Source organism: Micromonospora haikouensis (assembly GCF_900091595.1).
GTDB lineage: Bacteria > Actinomycetota > Actinomycetes > Mycobacteriales > Micromonosporaceae > Micromonospora > Micromonospora haikouensis.
Window position 1 is genome coordinate 227,493 of the sequence record NZ_FMCW01000002.1, and the last position, 17,541, is coordinate 245,033.

The window sequence follows — 17,541 nt, forward strand, 5'->3', positions numbered from 1 at the left end:
CCGCCGCCGGCCCGCCGGCCGGGCGAGTTTGTTGGGAGTGCTTCCTAACTCGGCCCGGTAGAGGTTACCGTGAATGCCTTCCTCGGCAGCGGGAGCCACGCGCGCCGGTGGGAAGCCAGGGCAGGCTTCCCGCGCCCCGACGTCGGGCCTGGGCACGGTCGTCCGTCGACCGCCGACGTCGTGCTCGTCCCACCATCACGGGCATCCCCGAGAGGAAACCGCAGATGCGGAGAGGTCTCGTCGGCGCGGTCACCACCGTGCTGGCCGCTGCCACGGCAGTCGTGGCCGTTCAGTTCACCGTCGCCCCGTCCACCGAGGCGGCCGCGGCCGCCTCGGAGCCGTACTCCTTCAAGAACGTACGGATCGACGGTGGCGGCTTCGTCCCCGGCATCGTCTACAACCCCACCGAGAAGAACCTGATCTACGCCCGCACCGACATCGGCGGACTGTACCGCTGGGAGCAGGCCAGCCAGTCCTGGACGCCGCTGCTGGACTGGGTCGGCGCGGACAAGTGGGGCTACAACGGCGTGGTCAGCGTCGCCACCGACCCGGTGCAGACCAACCGGGTGTACGCCGCCGTCGGCATGTACACCAACGACTGGGACCCGAACAAGGGCGCGATCCTGCGCTCGTCGGACAAGGGCGCGACCTGGCAGGTCACCGAGCTGCCGTTCAAGAACGGCGGCAACATGCCCGGCCGGGGCATGGGTGAGCGGCTCGCCGTCGACCCGAACAAGAACAGCACGATCTACTACGGCGCCGAGGGCGGCAACGGCCTGTGGCGCAGCACCGACTACGGGGCGACCTGGGCCAAGGTCGCCAACTTCCCCAACGTCGGCAACTACCAGGCCGACCCGAACGACACCACCGGCTACCAGAGCCAGAACCAGGGCCTGACCTGGGTGTCGTTCGACAAGAGCACGGGCACGGCCGGCAACACCACCCAGACGATCTACGTCGGCGTGGCCGACAAGGCCAACCCGGTCTACCGCAGCACCAACGGCGGCGCCACCTGGGAGCGGATCCCCGGCCAGCCGACCGGCTACCTCGCCCACAAGGGCGTCGTGGACCCGGTGGGCGGCTACCTCTACATCGCCACCAGCGACACCGGCGGCCCGTACGACGGCGCCAAGGGCGACGTGTGGAAGTTCAACCGGGCCACCGGCGCGTGGACGCAGATCAGCCCGATCCCGTCGTCGAGCGCCGACGCGTACTTCGGCTACTCCGGCCTGACCATCGACCGGCAGAAGCCGAACACCCTGATGGTGGCCACCCAGATCTCCTGGTGGCCGGACGCGATCTTCTGGCGCAGCACCGACGGGGGCGCGACCTGGTCCCGGATCTGGGAGTTCACCAGCTACCCGGACCGCAGCAAGAAGTACACCATGGACATCTCCTCGGTGCCGTGGCTGACCTTCGGCACGAACCCGGCCCCGCCGGAGGAGACGCCGAAGCTGGGCTGGATGAACGAGTCGGTCGAGATCGACCCGCACGACTCCAACCGCTTCATGTACGGCACCGGCGCGACCATCTACGGCAGCACCGACCTGACCAAGTGGGACACCGGCGGCCAGCTCACCATCAAGCCGATGGTCAAGGGCCTGGAGGAGACCGCCGTGCTCGACCTGATCAGCCCGCCCACCGGGGCCCCGCTGGTCAGCGCGCTCGGTGACCTCGGCGGCTTCCGGCACACCGACCTCGACGCGGTGCCGGCGAAGATCTTCAGCCAGCCGGTCTTCACCAGCACCACCAGCATCGACTACGCCGAGACCAACCCGGCGACGATGGTGCGGGCCGGCAACTTCACCGACGCCGACCGCCCCAACGACAGCCACGTCGCGTTCTCCACCGACGGCGGGGCCAACTGGTTCCAGGGCAGCGAGCCGGGCGGGATCAACAACGGCGGCACCGTCGCCGCGTCCGCCGACGGCAGCCAGTTCGTCTGGTCGCCGGGCGACGCCGGCCAGCAGGTCGTCCGCTCGGTGGGCTTCGGCAACTCGTGGACCGCGGCGACCGGGATCCCGGCCAACGCCGTCGTCGAGTCCGACCGGGTCAACAAGAACAAGTTCTACGGCTTCTCCGGCGGCAAGTTCTACGTCAGCACCAACGGCGGGGCGAGCTTCACCGCGTCGGCGGCCACCGGGCTGCCGAGCACCGGGAACGTCAAGTTCAAGGCGCTGCCCGGCAAGGAGGGCGAGATCTGGCTGGCCGGCGAGGGCGGGCTGTGGCGCTCGACCGACTCCGGGGCCACCTTCGCCAAGCAGGCCGGCGTGTCGTCGGCGGTGAACGTGGGCTTCGGCAAGGCGGCCCCCGGGCAGACGTACCCGGCGCTGTTCGTCTTCGGCACCGTCGACGGGCAGGCCGGCCTGTTCCGGTCGGACAACACCGGCGCGGCCTGGGTCCGGATCAACGACGACAAGCACCAGTACGGCAACGCGGGCGAGGCCCTGACCGGCGACCCGCGCGTCTACGGGCGGGCCTACCTGGGCACCAACGGGCGGGGCATCATCGTCGCCGACCGGCTCGGCGGCGCCACCACCCCGCCGGCCACGACGCCCCCGGCGACCACCCCGCCGGCGACCACCCCGCCGGCGACCACCCCGCCGGCGACCACGCCGCCCGCGACGACGCCGCCGGCCACCACGCCTCCGGCGACCACGCCCCCGGCCACGACGCCTCCGGCCACCCCGACGGGCACGCCCGTGCCGGCCGGGGCCTGCTCGGCGACGTACAAGGTGACCACCTCCTGGTCCGGTGGCTTCCAGGGCGAGGTGACCGTGAAGAACAACAGCGGCTCGGCGAAGAGCTTCTGGAGCGTGGTCTGGAACTTCCCCGGCGGCCAGCAGATCACCCAGCTCTGGGGCGGCACCTACACCCAGACCGGGGCGCAGGTCGTGGTGCGGGACGCGGGCTGGAACGGGACGCTGCCCGTCGGCGGCAGCACCACCTTCGGCTTCGTCGCCAGCGGGACCGGAGCCAACTCGACCCCGGCGATCCTGACCTGCACGGCCAACTGACCGCACACTGACCGCCCCGCGCGGTCCCGAAACGCCGGGCCGGCCTCCCCGCACGGAGGCCGGCCCGGTTCGCGTCTCGAAGGGCCCCGGGGTCCCGCCCTGGTCTCAGGGTGCCCCTCGGCGGGCCGGCGGCTCAGCCGTCCAGGCCGACCGGGGAGTTGGGCCGGTCGACGTCGACGAACTCGATCTCCTCGACGTCGCGCTCGCCCCGGCGCCCGGCGGCGCGCGCCGCCGAACCGGCGGCCCAGCCGATCGCCGCGCCGGCCAGGGCGGCCCCGATCAGCAGCGCCCAGGGCAGGGCGGGCCGGCGACCGGCGAGCGCGTCGAAGGCCAGCACCGCCCGGCGGCGCGCCTCGTCGGCCGCCGAGCCGACCAGGTCACCCGCCTCGTCGGCGAGGCCCGAGCCGCTGCGCCGGGCGGAGCGGGCGGTGTCGCGGACGCTGTCCCCGGCGGAGGCGACGGCGGAGGCCAGGTGCTGCCACGCCTGGTCCGCTATCCGCTCGGGCTTGCTGCGGCGCTCCAGCAGGTGGGTTCCGAACATCGTGCTACCTCCTCGGGTGCCGAAGCTTGCGGCCACTTCGGACTGCGGCGTGGGTCCGGTGGGCGGTCGCCCGGGGTCTGCCCCGGCGCGGTCCGCCCACCGGGGCAGTGCCCCACCCGACGCCACCGCAAACCCCCGGCGCGCCGGCCGTGCCCTCAGCGTACGGACACCACCGCGGCGCCCCGGGCGAAGTCGTCGTCGTCATCGTCATCGTCGTCGTCCCCGGCGCCGCCGAAGCCGCAGGCCAGCATGAGTGCGAGCAGCGCGCCGACGCCGGCCAGGCCGGCCAGTCTCCGGATCATGGGTGGTCCCTTCCGAGCTACGGGTGTGGACGTCGCCGATGCTAGGCGGGGCGGGCAACGGTGGCGTGTCCCGCCGGTGGCGGCCGGGTGGGCACACGCCCGGGGTGCGGGGTGCGCGCAAAGGTCGGAGGGGACCGCTACCCTGGGTCGGCGACACCGGCCCCCGGGCCGGTCGTGCGGCAAACAGGATCTGAAAAGTCCGGATAAGGGCAACATGTTTTGTCCTGATCCACGAATTGCTCATCCCGAGGGGTGGCGACCGAGGCCATCGGAGGAATACTCTCGGTCGCGGCCCGCGTACTGATGAGGCGCCCGTCAACGGGCGAGTGGAGGTGCTCGCGTGAGCCTGTCGATCGTGAAGTCGGTTCTTTCCGGTGGTGTCATCGAGATCGCCCCGCGCGGTGAGATCGACGTCGACACCGCGTACGAGGTGCGTGAAGCCATCGCCGAGGTGCTCACCAAGGGGCGGCCCGCCCGCATCGAGCTGAACATGCGTCTCGTCACCTTCATCGACTCGGTCGGCATCAGCGCGATGGTGGCCGGCTTCCAGACCGCCGAGGTCAGCGGGGTGAAGCTGGTCGTCACCGAGCCGAGCCGGTTCGTGCACCGGCAGCTCTGGGTGACCGGCCTGCTCGGGCTCTTCGGTGCCCCGGAGCCCTACCTCGCGGGCACGGCCACCCCCGAGGTGCTGCCCGGCGCCTGACGCGGCCGCCGGCGCTGGTCCACGCGCCGGGGCCTTCGACCCTTCCCCCACGCCCCCGGGTGGGGGACGATCGACGGATGCCCCGGCGCGACAGCTTCCAGTACTCGGTCCAGGCCCGCTGCTCGCGGGCGGAGGCGGTGGCGCTGCTCAGCGATCCCGCCCGGCAGACCGAGCTGCATCCGTTGATCACGCGGGTGCGCCGGCTGTCGCCCCGACCGGGCGCCCTGGCCAGCTACGCGATCACCGACCAGCTCGCCGCCGGGCCGGTGCGCTTCGGCGTGACGTACCAGGCGGACGTGCTCGTGGTGACCGACGACGAGATCGTCACGGTGGCCCGGCAGCGGCCGGCCACGACGGTGCGTAACCACACCCGGCTGCGCGACGAGCCGGACGGCCTCGTCCGCGTCGACGTGGAGATCACCCTGGTCGCACCGACGCCGCTGTTCGCGTACGCCTTCCGGCAGGCCCGCTCGGCGCACCTCGGGCTGGCCCGCCGGCTCGGCGAGGTGCTCGGCCGGGCGGCGTAGCGCCCCGGCGACCGTCCCAACGGGGGCGGGCCGCCGGGGCGGGCGCGGGTCAGATCACCGACAGGTGCACGTGGTTGGTGTGGTCGCTGGACGGGTCCCCGTTTCCGCCGCTGTACGCCTTCCAGCCGCTGCTGGGCAGCCAGATCTGCTTGAACCAGATCACGTACAGCACGGCGAGCCGGTCGGCGTTGCGCACGAAGTACGCCGCCAGGTTGTTGCCGTAGGTGCGGTCCCCGCCGCTGGCCACGCCGCCGAAGCCGCCCTTCTGCGCGGCGAAGTCGCAGGCCCGGCCCTTCGGGTGCTCGCCGGAGCCGCCGGGCCGGTAGCAGGAGACGTACCGGGTGAAGCCGGCGGCCTTGGCCTGGTTGAGCGCGTGCAGGGTGCGCGGGGTGATGCAGCCGTTGGCGGGGGTGGGGTCGTTGACGCTGCACGACTCCGCCGGCCAGGAGCCGTCGGAGTTGCGCTTCGCGGGGGTGGCGTTCGCGCTGGAGGTGCCGCCCGGGCTGGACCCGCCGCCGCTGCTGCTGGCCTTGTTGTTGGCCACGGTCAGCGCCCGCTCGGCCTGCTCCTTGCGCTTGCCCATCAGCGCGACCTGCTTGCGCTGCTCGCGGATCTCGCCGTCGAGCGCCTGCCGGGTCTTCGTCGCCTCGTCCCGGGTGGTCAGCAGCTCGCGCAGCGCCCGGTCCTCGTTCGCGGCGATCGTGTCGAGCGCGGCGGCCCGGTCCAGGAACCCCTCGGGGGAGCTGCTGTCGAGCAGCACCGAGGCGGCGGTGAGCCGGCCCTTCTTGTACGCCACCCCGGCGATCTCGCCGACCTTGGTGCCGCGGGTTACCAGCTCGGCCTCGACCGTCTTGAGCTGGCCGCCGAGCTGCTGCTGCCGCTTCACCGACCGGTCGAGGGCGGTCTTGGCCTCCAGGTAGCCCTTGCTCGCCGCCTCGAGCTGGGCGCGCAGGGCGGGCGTGCCGCCCTCCTCGTCGTCGCCGGGTGCGGCGGCGAGCAGGCCGACGGGCGGCGCGGCCCCGGCCGGCGTCACCGGCGCGACCCCGAGGCCGACGGCGAGCGTCAGCACCAGCGCCGCCGCCACCCGGGCGGCGAGCCTTCCTACAGGTGCCACTACTGGCATATGCGTGTCCTTCCGTCAGCCGCCGACCGGGTTAGCTGACGGGTTCGGGACGGAAGATCCCTACCGCTGGAGCGGATGCACCCCACAAACATGGTTCCCCGGCTCGCCCGCAGGCGATTAGGCGGCGGCCACCACAGGCGCCGGAGGGCGCCGCCCGGCGATGGCCGGGGCCGAGCCTACCGGTGCGCGTGGGACCAGCGCTGCTTCCGTGACGGAGGGTACGCGGATGAAGCCTGTCAAGTCAGTCATTCGGCCACGAATGTCGCGAAAATTGATGAGCCTCGGTCTCACCAGCCGGCCGGCCCGCAGCCGTCGCGGGCGGCTCCCGGCTCGACCTGCAAGGTGGCGTGCTCGATGTGGAAGTCCTCGTGCAGGGCGGTGCGGGCGGCGGTCAGCACCGCGCCGACCTCCGCGCCGGGCGCCATGGTCAGGTGGGCCGAGGCGACCTCCATGCCGGAGGTCAGCGTCCAGACGTGCAGGTCGTGCACCTCGACCACGCCGGGCACGGCGGCCAGCCGGTCGTGCACGGCGGTCACCTGGAGGTGCTCCGGCGCGGCCTGCACCAGGATGCGCACCGCGGCCCGCCCGAGCCGCCAGGTGCGGGGCAGGATGAACACGCCGATCGCGACGGCCACCGCCGGGTCCGCCCACCACCAGCCGGTGGCCATGATCAGCGCCGCCGCGCCGATCACGCCGACCGACCCGAGCAGGTCGCCCAGCACCTCCAGGTACGCCCCGCGCAGGTTGATGCTCTCCTTCGCCCCGCTGCGCAGCAGGGCGAACGCGGCGACGTTGGCGAGCAGGCCCAGCACCGCCACCACGAGCATCGGGCCGGTGGTGACCTCGGGCGGGTCGCCGAAGCGGCGGACGGCCTCGACGAGGACGTAGACGGCGACGCCGCTGAGCAGCAGGGCGTTGCCGAGCGCGGCGAGCACCTCCAGCCGGTAGAGCCCGAACGTGCGCTGCGGGTCGGCGGTGGCCCGGCGGGTGGCGGTGATCGCGGCGAGCGCCATGCCGATGCCGAGCACGTCGGTGAACATGTGCCCGGCGTCGGAGAGCAGCGCGAGCGAGCCGGTGCCGAGCGCGGTCACCGCCTCGACGATCATCAGCGCGGCGAGCAGCGCGAACGCCGCCCAGAGCCGCCCCGAGTGGCGGTCCGCCGCGTTCGCCGCCCCGTGGTGGTGGTCATGACCTGCGCCCACGCCCACACCCTCCGTCCGTGATCCCCGCCCGGCTCAATCTATGCTCACATCGCAATATGTGCAAGTGATCGACAGCGGTCCGGCCGGGGAACGGCCGGGCGCCGGATCAGCCCGTGGGTTCGACGGTGACGAGGCGCTGGGTCGCCCGGGACAGCGCCACGTACAGCGTCCGCACGCCCGACCCCGGGTCGGCCCGGATCTCGCCCGGGGCGACCAGCACCACCCCGTCGTACTCCATGCCCTTGGCCTGGAGGCTGGTCACCACCTGCAGGCGCGGCGCGGCCCGGCCCGCCAGCCAGCCCGCCACCTCGTCGCGGCGCGGCACCGGCGTGATCACCCCGACCGTGCCCTCCACCTCGCCGAGCAGGTCGCCGACCGCCGCGACGGTCGCCGCCTCCAGCTCGGCCGCCGGCACGGTCAGCTCGACCGGGGCCACGCCGGTGGACCGCACCGCCCGGGGCAGCGCCAGGTCCGGGTAGAGCCGGCGGATCTCCGCCGCCGCCACCGCGAAGATCTCCGCCGAGTTGCGGTAGTTGGTGGTCAGCTCGAACTGGTGCCGCCGCCGCCGGCCCAGGGCCGCGTCCCGGGCCCGGGTCAGCTCCTCCGGGTCGCCCGTCCACGCGGTCTGCGCCGGGTCGCCCACCACCGTCCAGGACGCCAACCGGCCGCGCCGGCCGATCATCCGCCACTGCATCGGCGACACGTCCTGCGCCTCGTCGACCACCACGTGCGCGAAGTCGCGGTAGTCCTCCGGCCGCTCCCGGGCTGCCTCCCGCGCCGCGCGCTGCCGGTCGGCATGCGTGCTCAGCTCGCGTACGCCCCCGGCGAGCTGGAACGGGTCGCGCTTCGCCCGCTTCGGCTGCAGCGGCTTGCCCAGCAGCGCGTCCAGCTCGTCGAGCAGGGCGACGTCGGCGATCGTGAGCCCCTCGACGTCCAGCGCCCGGTACGCCTCGACGAGCAGGCCCACCTCCGCCCGGGACAGGACCCCGGCGGCGTATCGCCGCAGCCGGTCCGGGCGGGCCAGCCAGCCCAGCACGTGCCGGGGGTGCAGCCGCGGCCACCACGCCTTGAGGAACTCGCGGAACTCGGGCCGCTCGGCGATCTCGTCCTCGAACGCGCGCTGCTCCGGCAGCCGGCCGATGCCCAGCCGCCGGGCCTGCGCCCACAGCGCCGCGAACACCCCGTCGAAGCCCGCCCGGCGAGACTCGTTGCGGCGGGCCCCCCGGCCCAGCGCCCGGTCCCGGATGCCGTCGAGCTCCCGGCGGTCGAGCCGCAGCAGCTCACCCCGGTAGAGCAGGCGCAACTCGCCCGGCCCGCCCGGCACCGCGTCCCGCACCGCCCGCTCCAGCACCCGGCGCATCCGCAGGGAACCCTTCACCGCCGCCACCTCCGGCGGGTCGGTGCGCGTCGCGCCCATCCCCGGGAACATCGACCCCAGCGAGCGCAACGTCGCCGTCTCCTCGCCCAGCGACGGCAGCACCGAGGCGATGTACTCCACGAACACCGCCGACGGGCCCACCACCAGGATGCCGCCGCCCGCGTAGCGGCTGCGGTCCGAATAGAGCAGGTACGCCGCCCGGTGCAGGGCCACCGCCGTCTTGCCCGTGCCCGGCCCGCCCGAGACGATCGTGACCCCGGAGGCGGGGGAGCGGATCGCCTCGTCCTGCTCGCGCTGGATGGTGGCCACGATGTCCCGCATCCCCCGGCCCGTGGCCCGGGACAGGGTCGCCAGCAGCCCGCCGTCGCCCACCACCGCCATGTCCGGCGGGGCCGCCGCCGGATCCAGCAGGTCGTCCTCGATCCGGGTCACCCGCTCCGCCGACGAGGAGATCGTGCGCCGCCGCACCACGCCCAGCGGCTGGGCGGGCGTCGCCTGGTAGAAGGCGGCGGCGGCCGGGGCCCGCCAGTCCACGACCAGGGTCTCGGCGTCCTCGCCGCGCACCCCGAGCCGCCCCACGTGCAGCACCTGCCCCTCGCGCAGGTCCAGCCGGCCGAAGACCAGCCCCTCGTGCTCGGCGTCGAGCACGTGCCGGCGCTGGGCGGCGTGGAAGACCATCGCGTCCCGCTCGACGAGCGCCCCGAAGTTGCCCACCCGGGCCAGGCGGTAGCCGTCCTTCTCGGCCTGCGCGGCGAAGCGGCGCAGCTCGGCGAGGCGGGCGTACACCCGGTCGAGGTGCCGCTGCTCGGCGGCGATCTCCTGCTCCAGGGTCGTGCGGTCGGTCAACGTACGGGCTCCTCGCAGACGGCGGCGTCGGCCGCGCCAGGGGCGCGGCGGCGCGCCGGGGTGACCGGGTGAGGGTACGGCCAGCAGCCGACGGCTTCGCGGGGCCATGCCGCCGCCGCGATCCACCCCACGTCCCGGGCGGCCGGCGCGGGTCCCCCGGTCGGCGCCGCCGCGGCCCCGGTCAGGCCCCGTCGGGGCCCCCGGTCAGCGCGGCGCGGACGCCTCCGGCGCGCCCGCCAGCACCCGGCCCAGCACCCCGGCCAGGGCCGCGTTCACCTGCTCGGGCCGCTCCATCATCAGCATGTGCCCGGCGCCCGGGCAGACCGTCAGCTCCGTCGCCGGCAGGGCCGCCGCGATCGACTCGGCGCACGGCGGCGGGGTGAGCCGGTCCCGGTCGCCGACCAGCGCCGCCGCCGGCAGGCGGGCCAGTGCCGCGAGGGTGTCCAGCCGGTGCTGGGCCCCGATCGACGCCCGGAACCCGCCGATCGAGCGCAGCGTGGCCCGGGCCACCGCCGAGGTGACCAGCCGGATGTCGGTCGGGTCGCAGCGGTCGCCGAAGAGCATCCAGCGGATGCTGGGCCGCAGGGCGCGCAGCAGCGCCCGGGGCGGACGCCACGCGCCGCAGCGGGCCAGCACCCCCGCGCCGGTGGTCTCGGCCAGCCGGATCAGCCGGGCGATGCGGGGGGAGAGGCCGTAGACGGTGTGGGTGTGCCCCTCGGCGGTGGTCGAGACGAACACGAGCCCCGCCGTGCGGGCGGCGAAGTGGCCGGGGTGCCGGTGCGCGTACTCCATGATCGTCATGCCGCCCATCGAGTGCCCGACCAGCACCACCGGCCCGGCCGGCGCGACGGCGTCGAGCACGGCGGCCAGGTCGTCGCCGAGCTGGGCCAGGGTGGCGGTGCGCAGCGCCATGCAGCCGGACCGGCCGTGCCCCCGGGCGTCGTACGTGACCACCCGGACCCGGTCGCCGAAGCGCTCGCGCAGCTCGGCGAGCTGCCGGTGCCAGCTGCGCCCGTCCAGCGTCCAGCCGTGCAGCAGGACGGCGGTGACCTCGGCGTCGGCCGGCCCGGACGTCTCGACGTGCAGGCGCACGTCGTCCGTGAGCCGCACCTCCACGTGTTCCGGCATCGCCGCCTCCCCTCGGGCCGCCACGGAAACTTCACCGCCGGGTGACCCAGCAGTAACAAACCGACTACCCGCCATGACACCACGCCAACCCTGTGCAAGGAAGGGCCCCTTCTTAACGCCTGCGGTAGAGAAGGGTCCCCTTCTCACCTTCGACGGCCCGGAGCGCGGGGCGGGGCGCAGACGGCGAACCGCCCGCCGGGTGGCCCGGCGGGCGGTTCGAGGTGGCGCAGGTGAAGCGGTCGAGCGGGTGTCGCGGGCGGGCTCAGCCGCCGAAGACACCGGCCTCGGCGAGGCGCTTCTCGGTGGCGTCCCAGCCGTGGTCGGGAAGGGCGGCCGCGAGGCTGTTCAGCTCGGCCCGGATCTTGGCGGCGTGGCCGGCGGCGGCCAGCACCCGGATCTCCTCGACGAAGGCGTCGGAGTCGGTGCGCAGGTGCGCGGTCTTGCCGTTGGTCAGGTTCCGCACGTAGGCGTGCTTGCCGCCGTTGAGCGGGATCAGGTACTTGAACTCGCCCAGCACGCTGAGGGCCCCACCCTGGCCAGCCTGGCCGGCCCGGACTGACGCGCGCGCGGTCTTAGAGGTGTTGCTCGCCACGGAGGTACTCCTTGGAGACGTACGGGAGGACGGGGAACGTCCGGGGGCTGTGACGGGGGACGCCCGGGAAGAGCCTCGCCCCGCCGAAGATGTGCGCGGCACAAGCCGCCGAGAGAACTGTACACGACCACGATGCCTGGCTGGTCACCGCGACTGTCGGAGGGCACAACCGAGGCCGCCGGCCCGGCATTCCGTCCCCGTCCGGGGCGGCGAATTTTCCGATTCCCTGGCGCACCATCCGTCCCACCAGTCATCATGTGTTTCAACAGCCACTCGGGTGTCGAGGTCGTAGGGGAAGACGCACCTCGCTCTCCGGGAGGTCACCGTGCCAACGCGTGGCGTCGTATACGTCCACTCGACCCCGCTCGCCGTGTGCTCACACGTCGAGTGGGCGATCGCGCGCGTCCTTGCCGCGCCGGTCAACCTGCAGTGGACGGCCCAGCCCGTCGATCCCGGCGCCCGCCGTGCCGAGTGCGGGTGGACCGGTCGCCCGGGGACGGGCGCCGAGCTGGCTGCTGCCCTCCGGCAGTGGCCCATGATCCGTTTCGAGGTGACCGAGGAACCGAGCGCGGGCGTCGACGGCGAACGCTTCATGTACGTTCCGGGGCGGGGCCTGTTCCGGGCCACCGTCGGCGCGGCCGGCGACATCCAGCTCGGCGAGGACCGGCTGCGCGGCATCATGGCCGCCGCGCGGGCCCCCGAGGCCCTCGCGCACGCGCTCGACAAGGCGCTCGGCACGGCCTGGGACGCCGAGCTGGAGCCCTACCGGTACGCGGGCGACGGCGCGCCGGTGACGCTGCTCACCCGCGTCGGCTGAGGGCCGCCCCCTCCAGCGCCGCCCGGATGTGGCCGATCACCCCGGCCGCCTCCCCGCCCGGATGCGGCCGGTCACCCCCGGTGTCGGCGCGGCGGCTTGACCGGGCCGAGTTGCCCCGATAAGGGGTGAACTGGTGGGATGGACCGCGTGTCGAACTCCCCGCGACGTGCCGGCGTCGCGCTCGCCGCCCTGACCGCCGTGCTGCTCACCGGGTGCACGGGGGAGCCGGACCGGCCCCGCCCCGCCCCGTCGGCCAGCCCCGCCGCGGCCGACCCGACCCCGTCGGGCGCGCCGACCGCGACCGCCGACCCGGCCGCCCGCGCCGCCGCCCTGGTCGGCACCCTCGCCGACGAGGACCTGGTCGGCCAGGTCCTCATGCCCTACGCGTACGGCGACAACGCCACGAAGGTCTCCACCGGCTCCGCCGCCGGCAACCGGGCCCTCGCCGGGGTGGACACCCCGGCCGAGATGGTGGCGAAGTACCGGCTGGGCGGGCTCATCCTGGTCGGCTTCAGCGCCGACGACCCGACCTCCGGCAACCAGGAGACCACCAACGTCGACAACCCGCAGCAGGTCCGCGAGCTGACCACCGGGCTGCGCGACGCGGCCGGGAAGCTGCCCGCCGGCGCGGCCCCGCTGCTGATCGGCACCGACCAGGAGTACGGGGTGGTCACCCGGATCACCGACGGGGTCACCCTGCTGCCCAGCCCGCTGGCCGCCGGTGCGGCCGGGGACCCGGCGCTGACCGAGGCCGCCTGGCGGGCCGCCGGCCAGGAGCTGGCCGCGATGGGGATCAACCTCGACTTCGCCCCCGTCGCCGACGTGCTGGTCACCCGCAGCACGGTGATCGGCTCCCGGTCGTTCGGCGCGGACCCGAAGCGCGCCTCGGCCCAGGTGGCCGCCGCGGTGCGCGGGTTGCAGGGCGCCGGGGTGGCGGCCAGCGTCAAGCACTTCCCGGGCCACGGCCTGAGCGCCGCCGACTCCCACGAGGAGCTGCCGGTGATCGGCCAGAGCCGCAAGGTCCTCGACTCGACGGCGTTCCCGCCGTTCTCTGCCGGCATCGACGCCGGTGCCCTCGCCGTGATGTCCGCCCACCTCGACGTCACCGCCGTCGACCCGGGCACCCCGGCGACGTTCTCCCACCAGGTCCTCACCGGCGTGCTGCGCGGCCAGCTCGGCTTCCAGGGCGTGGTGATCACCGACGGCATGAACATGGCCCCCGCCAAGCGCTGGTCGCCGGGGGAGGCGGCGGTGCGGGCGCTCAAGGCCGGCAACGACCTGATCCTGATGCCGCCCAACGTCACCCAGGCGTACGACGGGCTGCTCGCCGCCCTGCGCGACGGCTCGCTGCCCCGGGCCCGGCTGGTCGAGGCGGTGACCCGGGTGCTGACCATGAAGTTCACCCTGGCCGGCACGCCCGCCCCGGCGATGTCCACGCTGAACGGCCCGGAGCACCGCAGGGCCGCCGAGGCGCTCGCCGCCGGCGCGGTCACCGTGCTGCGCGGCTCCTGCACGAAGGGGGTCCCCGGCCCCGTCACGGTCACCTCCTCCGGCGGCCGGGAGAAGACCCGCGACCTGCTGACGCAGGCGCTCACCGCCGCCGGGGTGAAGGTGGTGCCGAGCGGCGGCACCCGGGTCCACCTCGTCGGGTACGGCGACGGCAGCGGCGACCTCGCCGCCGACGCGGCGGTGACCGTGGCGATGGACACCCCGTACGTGCTGGCGAAGGCGAAGTCGCCGACGCTGCTGGCGACGTACTCCTCCAGCGCCGCGTCGATGACCGCGCTGGCGAACGTGCTCGCGGGCCGGGCCCGCCCGACCGGCCGCTCCCCGGTGCCGGTGTCGGGGCTGCCCGCGACGACCTGCGGAAACTGACCCGGGCCGGCGGTCGCAGGTCGGCGCGCGCGGGCCTTGCGGGCCGGGCCCGGCTGGTAGCGTGCGGCTGTCCGAGCGCCGCAGACGAGACGGAGGCGAGCCCCGTGACGCCACCGGAGCCGGCGCTGTCGGTCGTGGTGCCGATGTTCAACGAGGAGAGCGTGCTGCCGCTGTTCGCCCCGCGGCTGCGGGCCGTCCTCGACGCGCTCGGCGAGCCGTACGAGGTGCTGGTGGTCGACGACGGCAGCACCGACGGCACCCCCGCCGGCCTGGCCGGGCTGCGCGCCCGCTGGCCGCAGCTGCGGGTGCTGCGGCTGCGCCGCAACAGCGGCCACCAGGCGGCCCTGGTCGCCGGGGTGCTGCGGGCCCGGGGCCGGTGGGTGGTCAGCCTCGACGCCGACCTCCAGGACCCGCCCGAGACCGTCGCCGAGATGCTGCGCCGGGCCCGCGCCGACGGCCTCGACATCGTGTACGGGGTGCGCGCCGACCGCAGCCGCGACACCCGCTTCAAGCGGTGGACCGCCACCGGCTACTACCGGCTGATGCGTCGCCTGGTCGGTAAGCAGGTGCCCGCGCAGGCCGGCGACTTCCGGCTGCTCAGCCGGGCGGCCGTGGAGGCCCTGCGGGAGCTGCCCGAGCGCAGCCCCGTGCTGCGGCTGGTGGTGCCGTGGCTGGGCTTCCCCAGCGGGGAGGTCACCTACCAGCGCGAGGAACGGGCCGCCGGCCGCACCAAGTACCCGCTGTCCCGGATGGCCGGGCTGGCCGCCGAGAGCGTCACCAGCTTCTCCGCCGCGCCGCTGCGCGTGGCCACCTGGCTGGGGCTGGTCGGGGTGGCCGTGTGCGGGGTGCTGGTGGTGGTCGCCGTCGCCGCCTGGCTGGCCGGCTCCACGGTCACCGGCTGGCCCTCGCTGTACGTGGCGATCCTCTTCCTCGGCGCGGTGCAGCTGCTCTGCCTCGGCCTGCTCGGCGAGTACGTGGCCCGGATCTACACGGCCGTGCAGGGCCGCCCGGCGTACTTCGTGGCGAGCGACACCGGCGGGCCGGGCGCGGCCGACGCCGACGGGCCGGCGGCCGGCGGCACCGCCGAGCTGGCCGACAGCCTCCGGTGACCGCGCTCGCCTCCGGCGGCACCGACCCGGCCGGCCCCCGCCGCGACGCGACCGCCGACCGCGCGACCGTCGACCCCGCGTCCGGCAGCGGGCCCGCCCGGCGTCCCGCCGCCCTGCGGTACGCCCCGGCCGTCGCCGGCTACGCCGTCGTCGTCGCCGCGCTGCTGGCCACCGGCACCCCCGCGCCCGACGTGGCCCGCTGGACCGGTTACGCGCTGCTGGCCGTGCTGCTGCCCGGCACGCTGGTGTTCCGCGCGCTGCGCCGCCGCCCGCACACCCTCGTCGAGGACGTGGCGTTCGGCGCGGCCGTCGGCCTGGTGCTGGAGCTGGCCGGGTGGGCGGCGTTCACCGCCGCCGGCCTGCCCCACCTGCTGTGGCTGTGGCCCCTGGCGGTGCTCGTGCCGTTCGCGGTCGTGCCCCGGCTGCGCCGGCACTGGCGGGCCACCGGGCACACCCCGGTGCCGACGGGCTGGGCCTGGGCCCTCGCGGGGGTCGTCGCCGGCTTCACCCTCTATCTCTACGAGTCGTTCCTGCGGGTCAACCCGGTGCTGCCCACCGACGAGGGGCAGGCGCAATACATCGACCTCGCGTTCCAGCTCTCCCTGGCCGGTGCGGCCACCCACCAGGTGCCGCTGGACGTGCCGCAGGTCGCGGGGGAGCCCCTGCACTACCACTGGTTCGGCTTCGCCCACTTCGCGGCGGCCAGCCTGGTCAGCGGCGTGGACCTGCCGACGGTGTTCTTCCGGCTGGGCGTGCCGACGCTCTGCGCGCTCGCGGCCGTGCTGGCGGCGGTGGTCGGCTGGCGGGTCACCGGCCGGCCGTACGCGGGGGTGGCCGCCGCCGCGTTGATGTTCACCGTCGGCGAGTTCGGCTACGAGAACGGGATCCGCCAGCTCTTCGGCACCCAGGCCACGTTCATCGTGTGGGGCAGCCCGTCGATGACGTACAGCTGGGTGTTGCTCCTGCCGCTGGTGGCGGCGCTGGGCGAGCTGGTCGGGCGGGCCCGGGGCTCGGCGGTGCCGGCGCTGGGGCGCGGCACGTGGGTGCTCGCGGCGCTGTTCCTGGCGGCCTCGACCGGGGCGAAAGCCAGCTCGGTGCCGGTGGTGCTGGCCGCGCTGGCGTTCACCGCGGCGGTGTCGCTGGCGTTCCGGCGCACCCTGCCCCGGGCGGTGCTGGCGGCGGCCGGGCTGGCGCTGGCCGCGCAGCTGTTCGCCACCGCCGTGCTGTTCGCGTTCGAGAGCCACGGGGTGACGGTCGACCCGTTCTCGGGGCTGCGCCCGTACGTCGGCACGGGCCGCCCGGCGGGGACGACCGCGCTGCTGTGGGTGGCGGTGTCCGTCGCGTTCCTGCTCAACCTCCAGCTCCGGCTGGCCGGGGCGGTGGCGCTGCTGCGGCTGCGCCGCTGGCGGCTGGAGCCGGTGCAGGTGTTCCTGCTCGGCGGCGCGCTCGCCGGCCCGGCGATCTATCTGCTGGTGGGGCACCCGGGCAGCAGCAACCAGTACTTCACCCGGGCCGGCTTCGCGTTCGGGGTGATCCTGTCGGCGTGGGGCTGGGCCGAGCTGGTCGACTCCGCCGCGCTGGGCGCGCGGGGCCGGGCGCTGCTCGGCGCGGGCGCGGCCGGGCTCGCCGTGCTGCTCACCGCCGTCCAGCTGTGGCGTCCGGCGGCGTCGCCGTCGACCCCGGCGTACGCGCCGGTGCTGCCGCTGCTGACCTGGGCGGCGGCGCTGGCGGCGGTGGCGCTGCTGGTCGGGCTGTGCTGGCCGGCGCTGGTCGGGCGCTGGCCGGGGCTCGCCGGCCGGGGCGGGGCGGTGCTGCTCACGGCCGCCCTGGTCGCGGGCGCGCCAGGGCTGGTGCTGGACGCCGCCGCCGCGCACCGGTTCCCCAACGGCGGGGCGTACCCGGTGGAGCGGATGCCGGCGACCCGGGTGGCGGCGGCCCGCTACGTGCAGGAGCACAGCGCGCCCGGCGACGTGGTGGCCACCAACGCGCACTGCCGGGCGGTGGTCAACGGCTGGTGCGACGCCCGGTCGTTCTGGGTCAGCGCCTACACGCAGCGCTCGGTGCTGGTGGAGGGGTGGGCGTTCGCGCCCCGGATGGTGGGCCTGCCCGGTGGCCCGTACGCCCCGTTCTGGGACGCCGGGCGGCTGCGCGCCAACGACGCCGCGTTCACCGCCCCCACCGCCGCAGGGCTGGCCGACCTGCGCGACACGTACGGCGTGCGCTGGCTGGTGGCGGACCGGCGGGTCGCGCCGGAGTCCCCGGCCCTGGCCACGCTCGCCGACCTGCGCTACACGAACGCGCGGATGGCGGTCTACCGCCTCCGCTGAGGCGCGCCCCGGTCGGCCCCGGTGCGCCCCGGCGCGCCCAGGTGTTAGGAGGGG

At 75.0% G+C, this 17,541-nt stretch carries 14 protein-coding genes and 1 riboswitch; of the genes, 7 read left to right on the top strand and 7 right to left on the bottom strand.

What is annotated here, in order from left to right; translation table 11 throughout:
* Nucleotides 1-224 precede the first annotated feature (224 nt).
* Entirely contained in the window at nt 225-3,017 is a 2,793-nt protein-coding gene (locus GA0070558_RS02740; RefSeq protein ID WP_091275219.1) for a cellulose-binding domain-containing protein, read from the top strand.
* 133 nt (nt 3,018-3,150) lie between these two features.
* On the opposite strand, the gene GA0070558_RS02745 is transcribed toward GA0070558_RS02740, so the two are convergent.
* Both GA0070558_RS02745 and GA0070558_RS33245 read right to left on the bottom strand, forming a co-directional pair.
* A complete protein-coding gene (locus tag GA0070558_RS02745; RefSeq protein WP_091275222.1) occupies nt 3,151-3,558 on the bottom strand; it encodes a hypothetical protein in 408 nt (135 codons plus the stop codon).
* A 155-nt stretch (nt 3,559-3,713) separates the two neighbouring features.
* Nucleotides 3,714-3,860, bottom strand: coding sequence for a hypothetical protein (locus GA0070558_RS33245; protein ID WP_165878219.1), 147 nt, complete (start codon nt 3,858-3,860; stop codon nt 3,714-3,716).
* 340 nt (nt 3,861-4,200) lie between these two features.
* Between GA0070558_RS33245 and GA0070558_RS02750 the strand changes: the two genes are divergently transcribed.
* Complete coding sequence (locus GA0070558_RS02750; RefSeq protein ID WP_043966924.1) at nt 4,201-4,563, top strand: STAS domain-containing protein; 363 nt, start codon at nt 4,201-4,203, stop codon at nt 4,561-4,563.
* A 77-nt stretch (nt 4,564-4,640) separates the two neighbouring features.
* Nucleotides 4,641-5,090 (top strand): SRPBCC family protein, encoded by a 450-nt coding sequence (locus GA0070558_RS02755; protein WP_043966927.1) that lies wholly within the window; start codon nt 4,641-4,643, stop codon nt 5,088-5,090.
* A gap of 49 nt (nt 5,091-5,139) precedes the next feature.
* On the opposite strand, the gene GA0070558_RS02760 is transcribed toward GA0070558_RS02755, so the two are convergent.
* The 5 genes from GA0070558_RS02760 to GA0070558_RS02780 all read right to left on the bottom strand — a co-directional run bounded on the left by GA0070558_RS02760 (nt 5,140) and on the right by GA0070558_RS02780 (nt 11,359).
* Nucleotides 5,140-6,213 (bottom strand): coiled-coil domain-containing protein, encoded by a 1,074-nt coding sequence (locus GA0070558_RS02760; RefSeq protein WP_091275224.1) that lies wholly within the window; start codon nt 6,211-6,213, stop codon nt 5,140-5,142.
* Between the two features lie 4 nt (nt 6,214-6,217).
* A riboswitch (cyclic di-AMP (ydaO/yuaA leader) is annotated at nt 6,218-6,347 on the bottom strand.
* 153 nt (nt 6,348-6,500) lie between these two features.
* Nucleotides 6,501-7,415 carry a cation diffusion facilitator family transporter gene (locus tag GA0070558_RS02765; RefSeq protein ID WP_043969258.1) on the bottom strand — a complete coding sequence of 305 codons (915 nt, stop codon included), beginning with the start codon at nt 7,413-7,415 and terminating at the stop codon, nt 6,501-6,503.
* A gap of 106 nt (nt 7,416-7,521) precedes the next feature.
* On the bottom strand, nt 7,522-9,639 hold the full coding sequence (locus tag GA0070558_RS02770) for a HelD family protein (RefSeq protein WP_091275228.1): 2,118 nt from the start codon (nt 9,637-9,639) through the stop codon (nt 7,522-7,524).
* Nucleotides 9,640-9,843: 204 nt separating this feature from the next.
* Nucleotides 9,844-10,767 (bottom strand): alpha/beta fold hydrolase, encoded by a 924-nt coding sequence (locus GA0070558_RS02775; protein WP_091275233.1) that lies wholly within the window; start codon nt 10,765-10,767, stop codon nt 9,844-9,846.
* 262 nt (nt 10,768-11,029) lie between these two features.
* Nucleotides 11,030-11,359 (bottom strand): hypothetical protein, encoded by a 330-nt coding sequence (locus tag GA0070558_RS02780; RefSeq protein WP_091275236.1) that lies wholly within the window; start codon nt 11,357-11,359, stop codon nt 11,030-11,032.
* 325 nt (nt 11,360-11,684) lie between these two features.
* Here GA0070558_RS02780 and GA0070558_RS02785 point away from each other — a divergent pair, with 325 nt between their 5' ends.
* From GA0070558_RS02785 to GA0070558_RS02800, 4 genes are all read left to right on the top strand, one after another.
* Entirely contained in the window at nt 11,685-12,176 is a 492-nt protein-coding gene (locus GA0070558_RS02785; protein WP_043966937.1) for a DUF3145 domain-containing protein, read from the top strand.
* A gap of 138 nt (nt 12,177-12,314) precedes the next feature.
* Nucleotides 12,315-14,051 (top strand): glycoside hydrolase family 3 protein, encoded by a 1,737-nt coding sequence (locus GA0070558_RS02790; protein WP_091275239.1) that lies wholly within the window; start codon nt 12,315-12,317, stop codon nt 14,049-14,051.
* Nucleotides 14,052-14,155: 104 nt separating this feature from the next.
* The gene (locus GA0070558_RS02795; protein ID WP_256091724.1) at nt 14,156-15,160 is read left to right on the top strand and encodes a glycosyltransferase family 2 protein; all 1,005 of its coding nucleotides are present in this window, start codon (nt 14,156-14,158) and stop codon (nt 15,158-15,160) included.
* Nucleotides 15,157-17,487: a hypothetical protein gene (locus tag GA0070558_RS02800; RefSeq protein WP_091275243.1), complete on the top strand. Its 2,331-nt coding sequence runs from the start codon at nt 15,157-15,159 to the stop codon at nt 17,485-17,487. The genes GA0070558_RS02795 and GA0070558_RS02800 overlap by 4 nt, the downstream gene beginning before the upstream one ends.
* The last annotated feature ends 54 nt before the right edge of the window (nt 17,488-17,541 follow it).

Bases quoted from the DNA above. Each gene is read 5' to 3' on its own strand.
- GA0070558_RS02740 (WP_091275219.1), top strand. From the start codon at position 225: ATGCGGAGAGGTCTCGTCGGCGCGGTCACCACCGTGCTGGCCGCTGCC.
- GA0070558_RS02745 (WP_091275222.1), bottom strand. From the start codon at position 3,558: ATGTTCGGAACCCACCTGCTGGAGCGCCGCAGCAAGCCCGAGCGGATA.
- GA0070558_RS33245 (WP_165878219.1), bottom strand. From the start codon at position 3,860: ATGATCCGGAGACTGGCCGGCCTGGCCGGCGTCGGCGCGCTGCTCGCA.
- GA0070558_RS02755 (WP_043966927.1), top strand. From the start codon at position 4,641: ATGCCCCGGCGCGACAGCTTCCAGTACTCGGTCCAGGCCCGCTGCTCG.
- GA0070558_RS02760 (WP_091275224.1), bottom strand. From the start codon at position 6,213: ATGCCAGTAGTGGCACCTGTAGGAAGGCTCGCCGCCCGGGTGGCGGCG.
- GA0070558_RS02775 (WP_091275233.1), bottom strand. From the start codon at position 10,767: ATGCCGGAACACGTGGAGGTGCGGCTCACGGACGACGTGCGCCTGCAC.
- GA0070558_RS02790 (WP_091275239.1), top strand. From the start codon at position 12,315: ATGGACCGCGTGTCGAACTCCCCGCGACGTGCCGGCGTCGCGCTCGCC.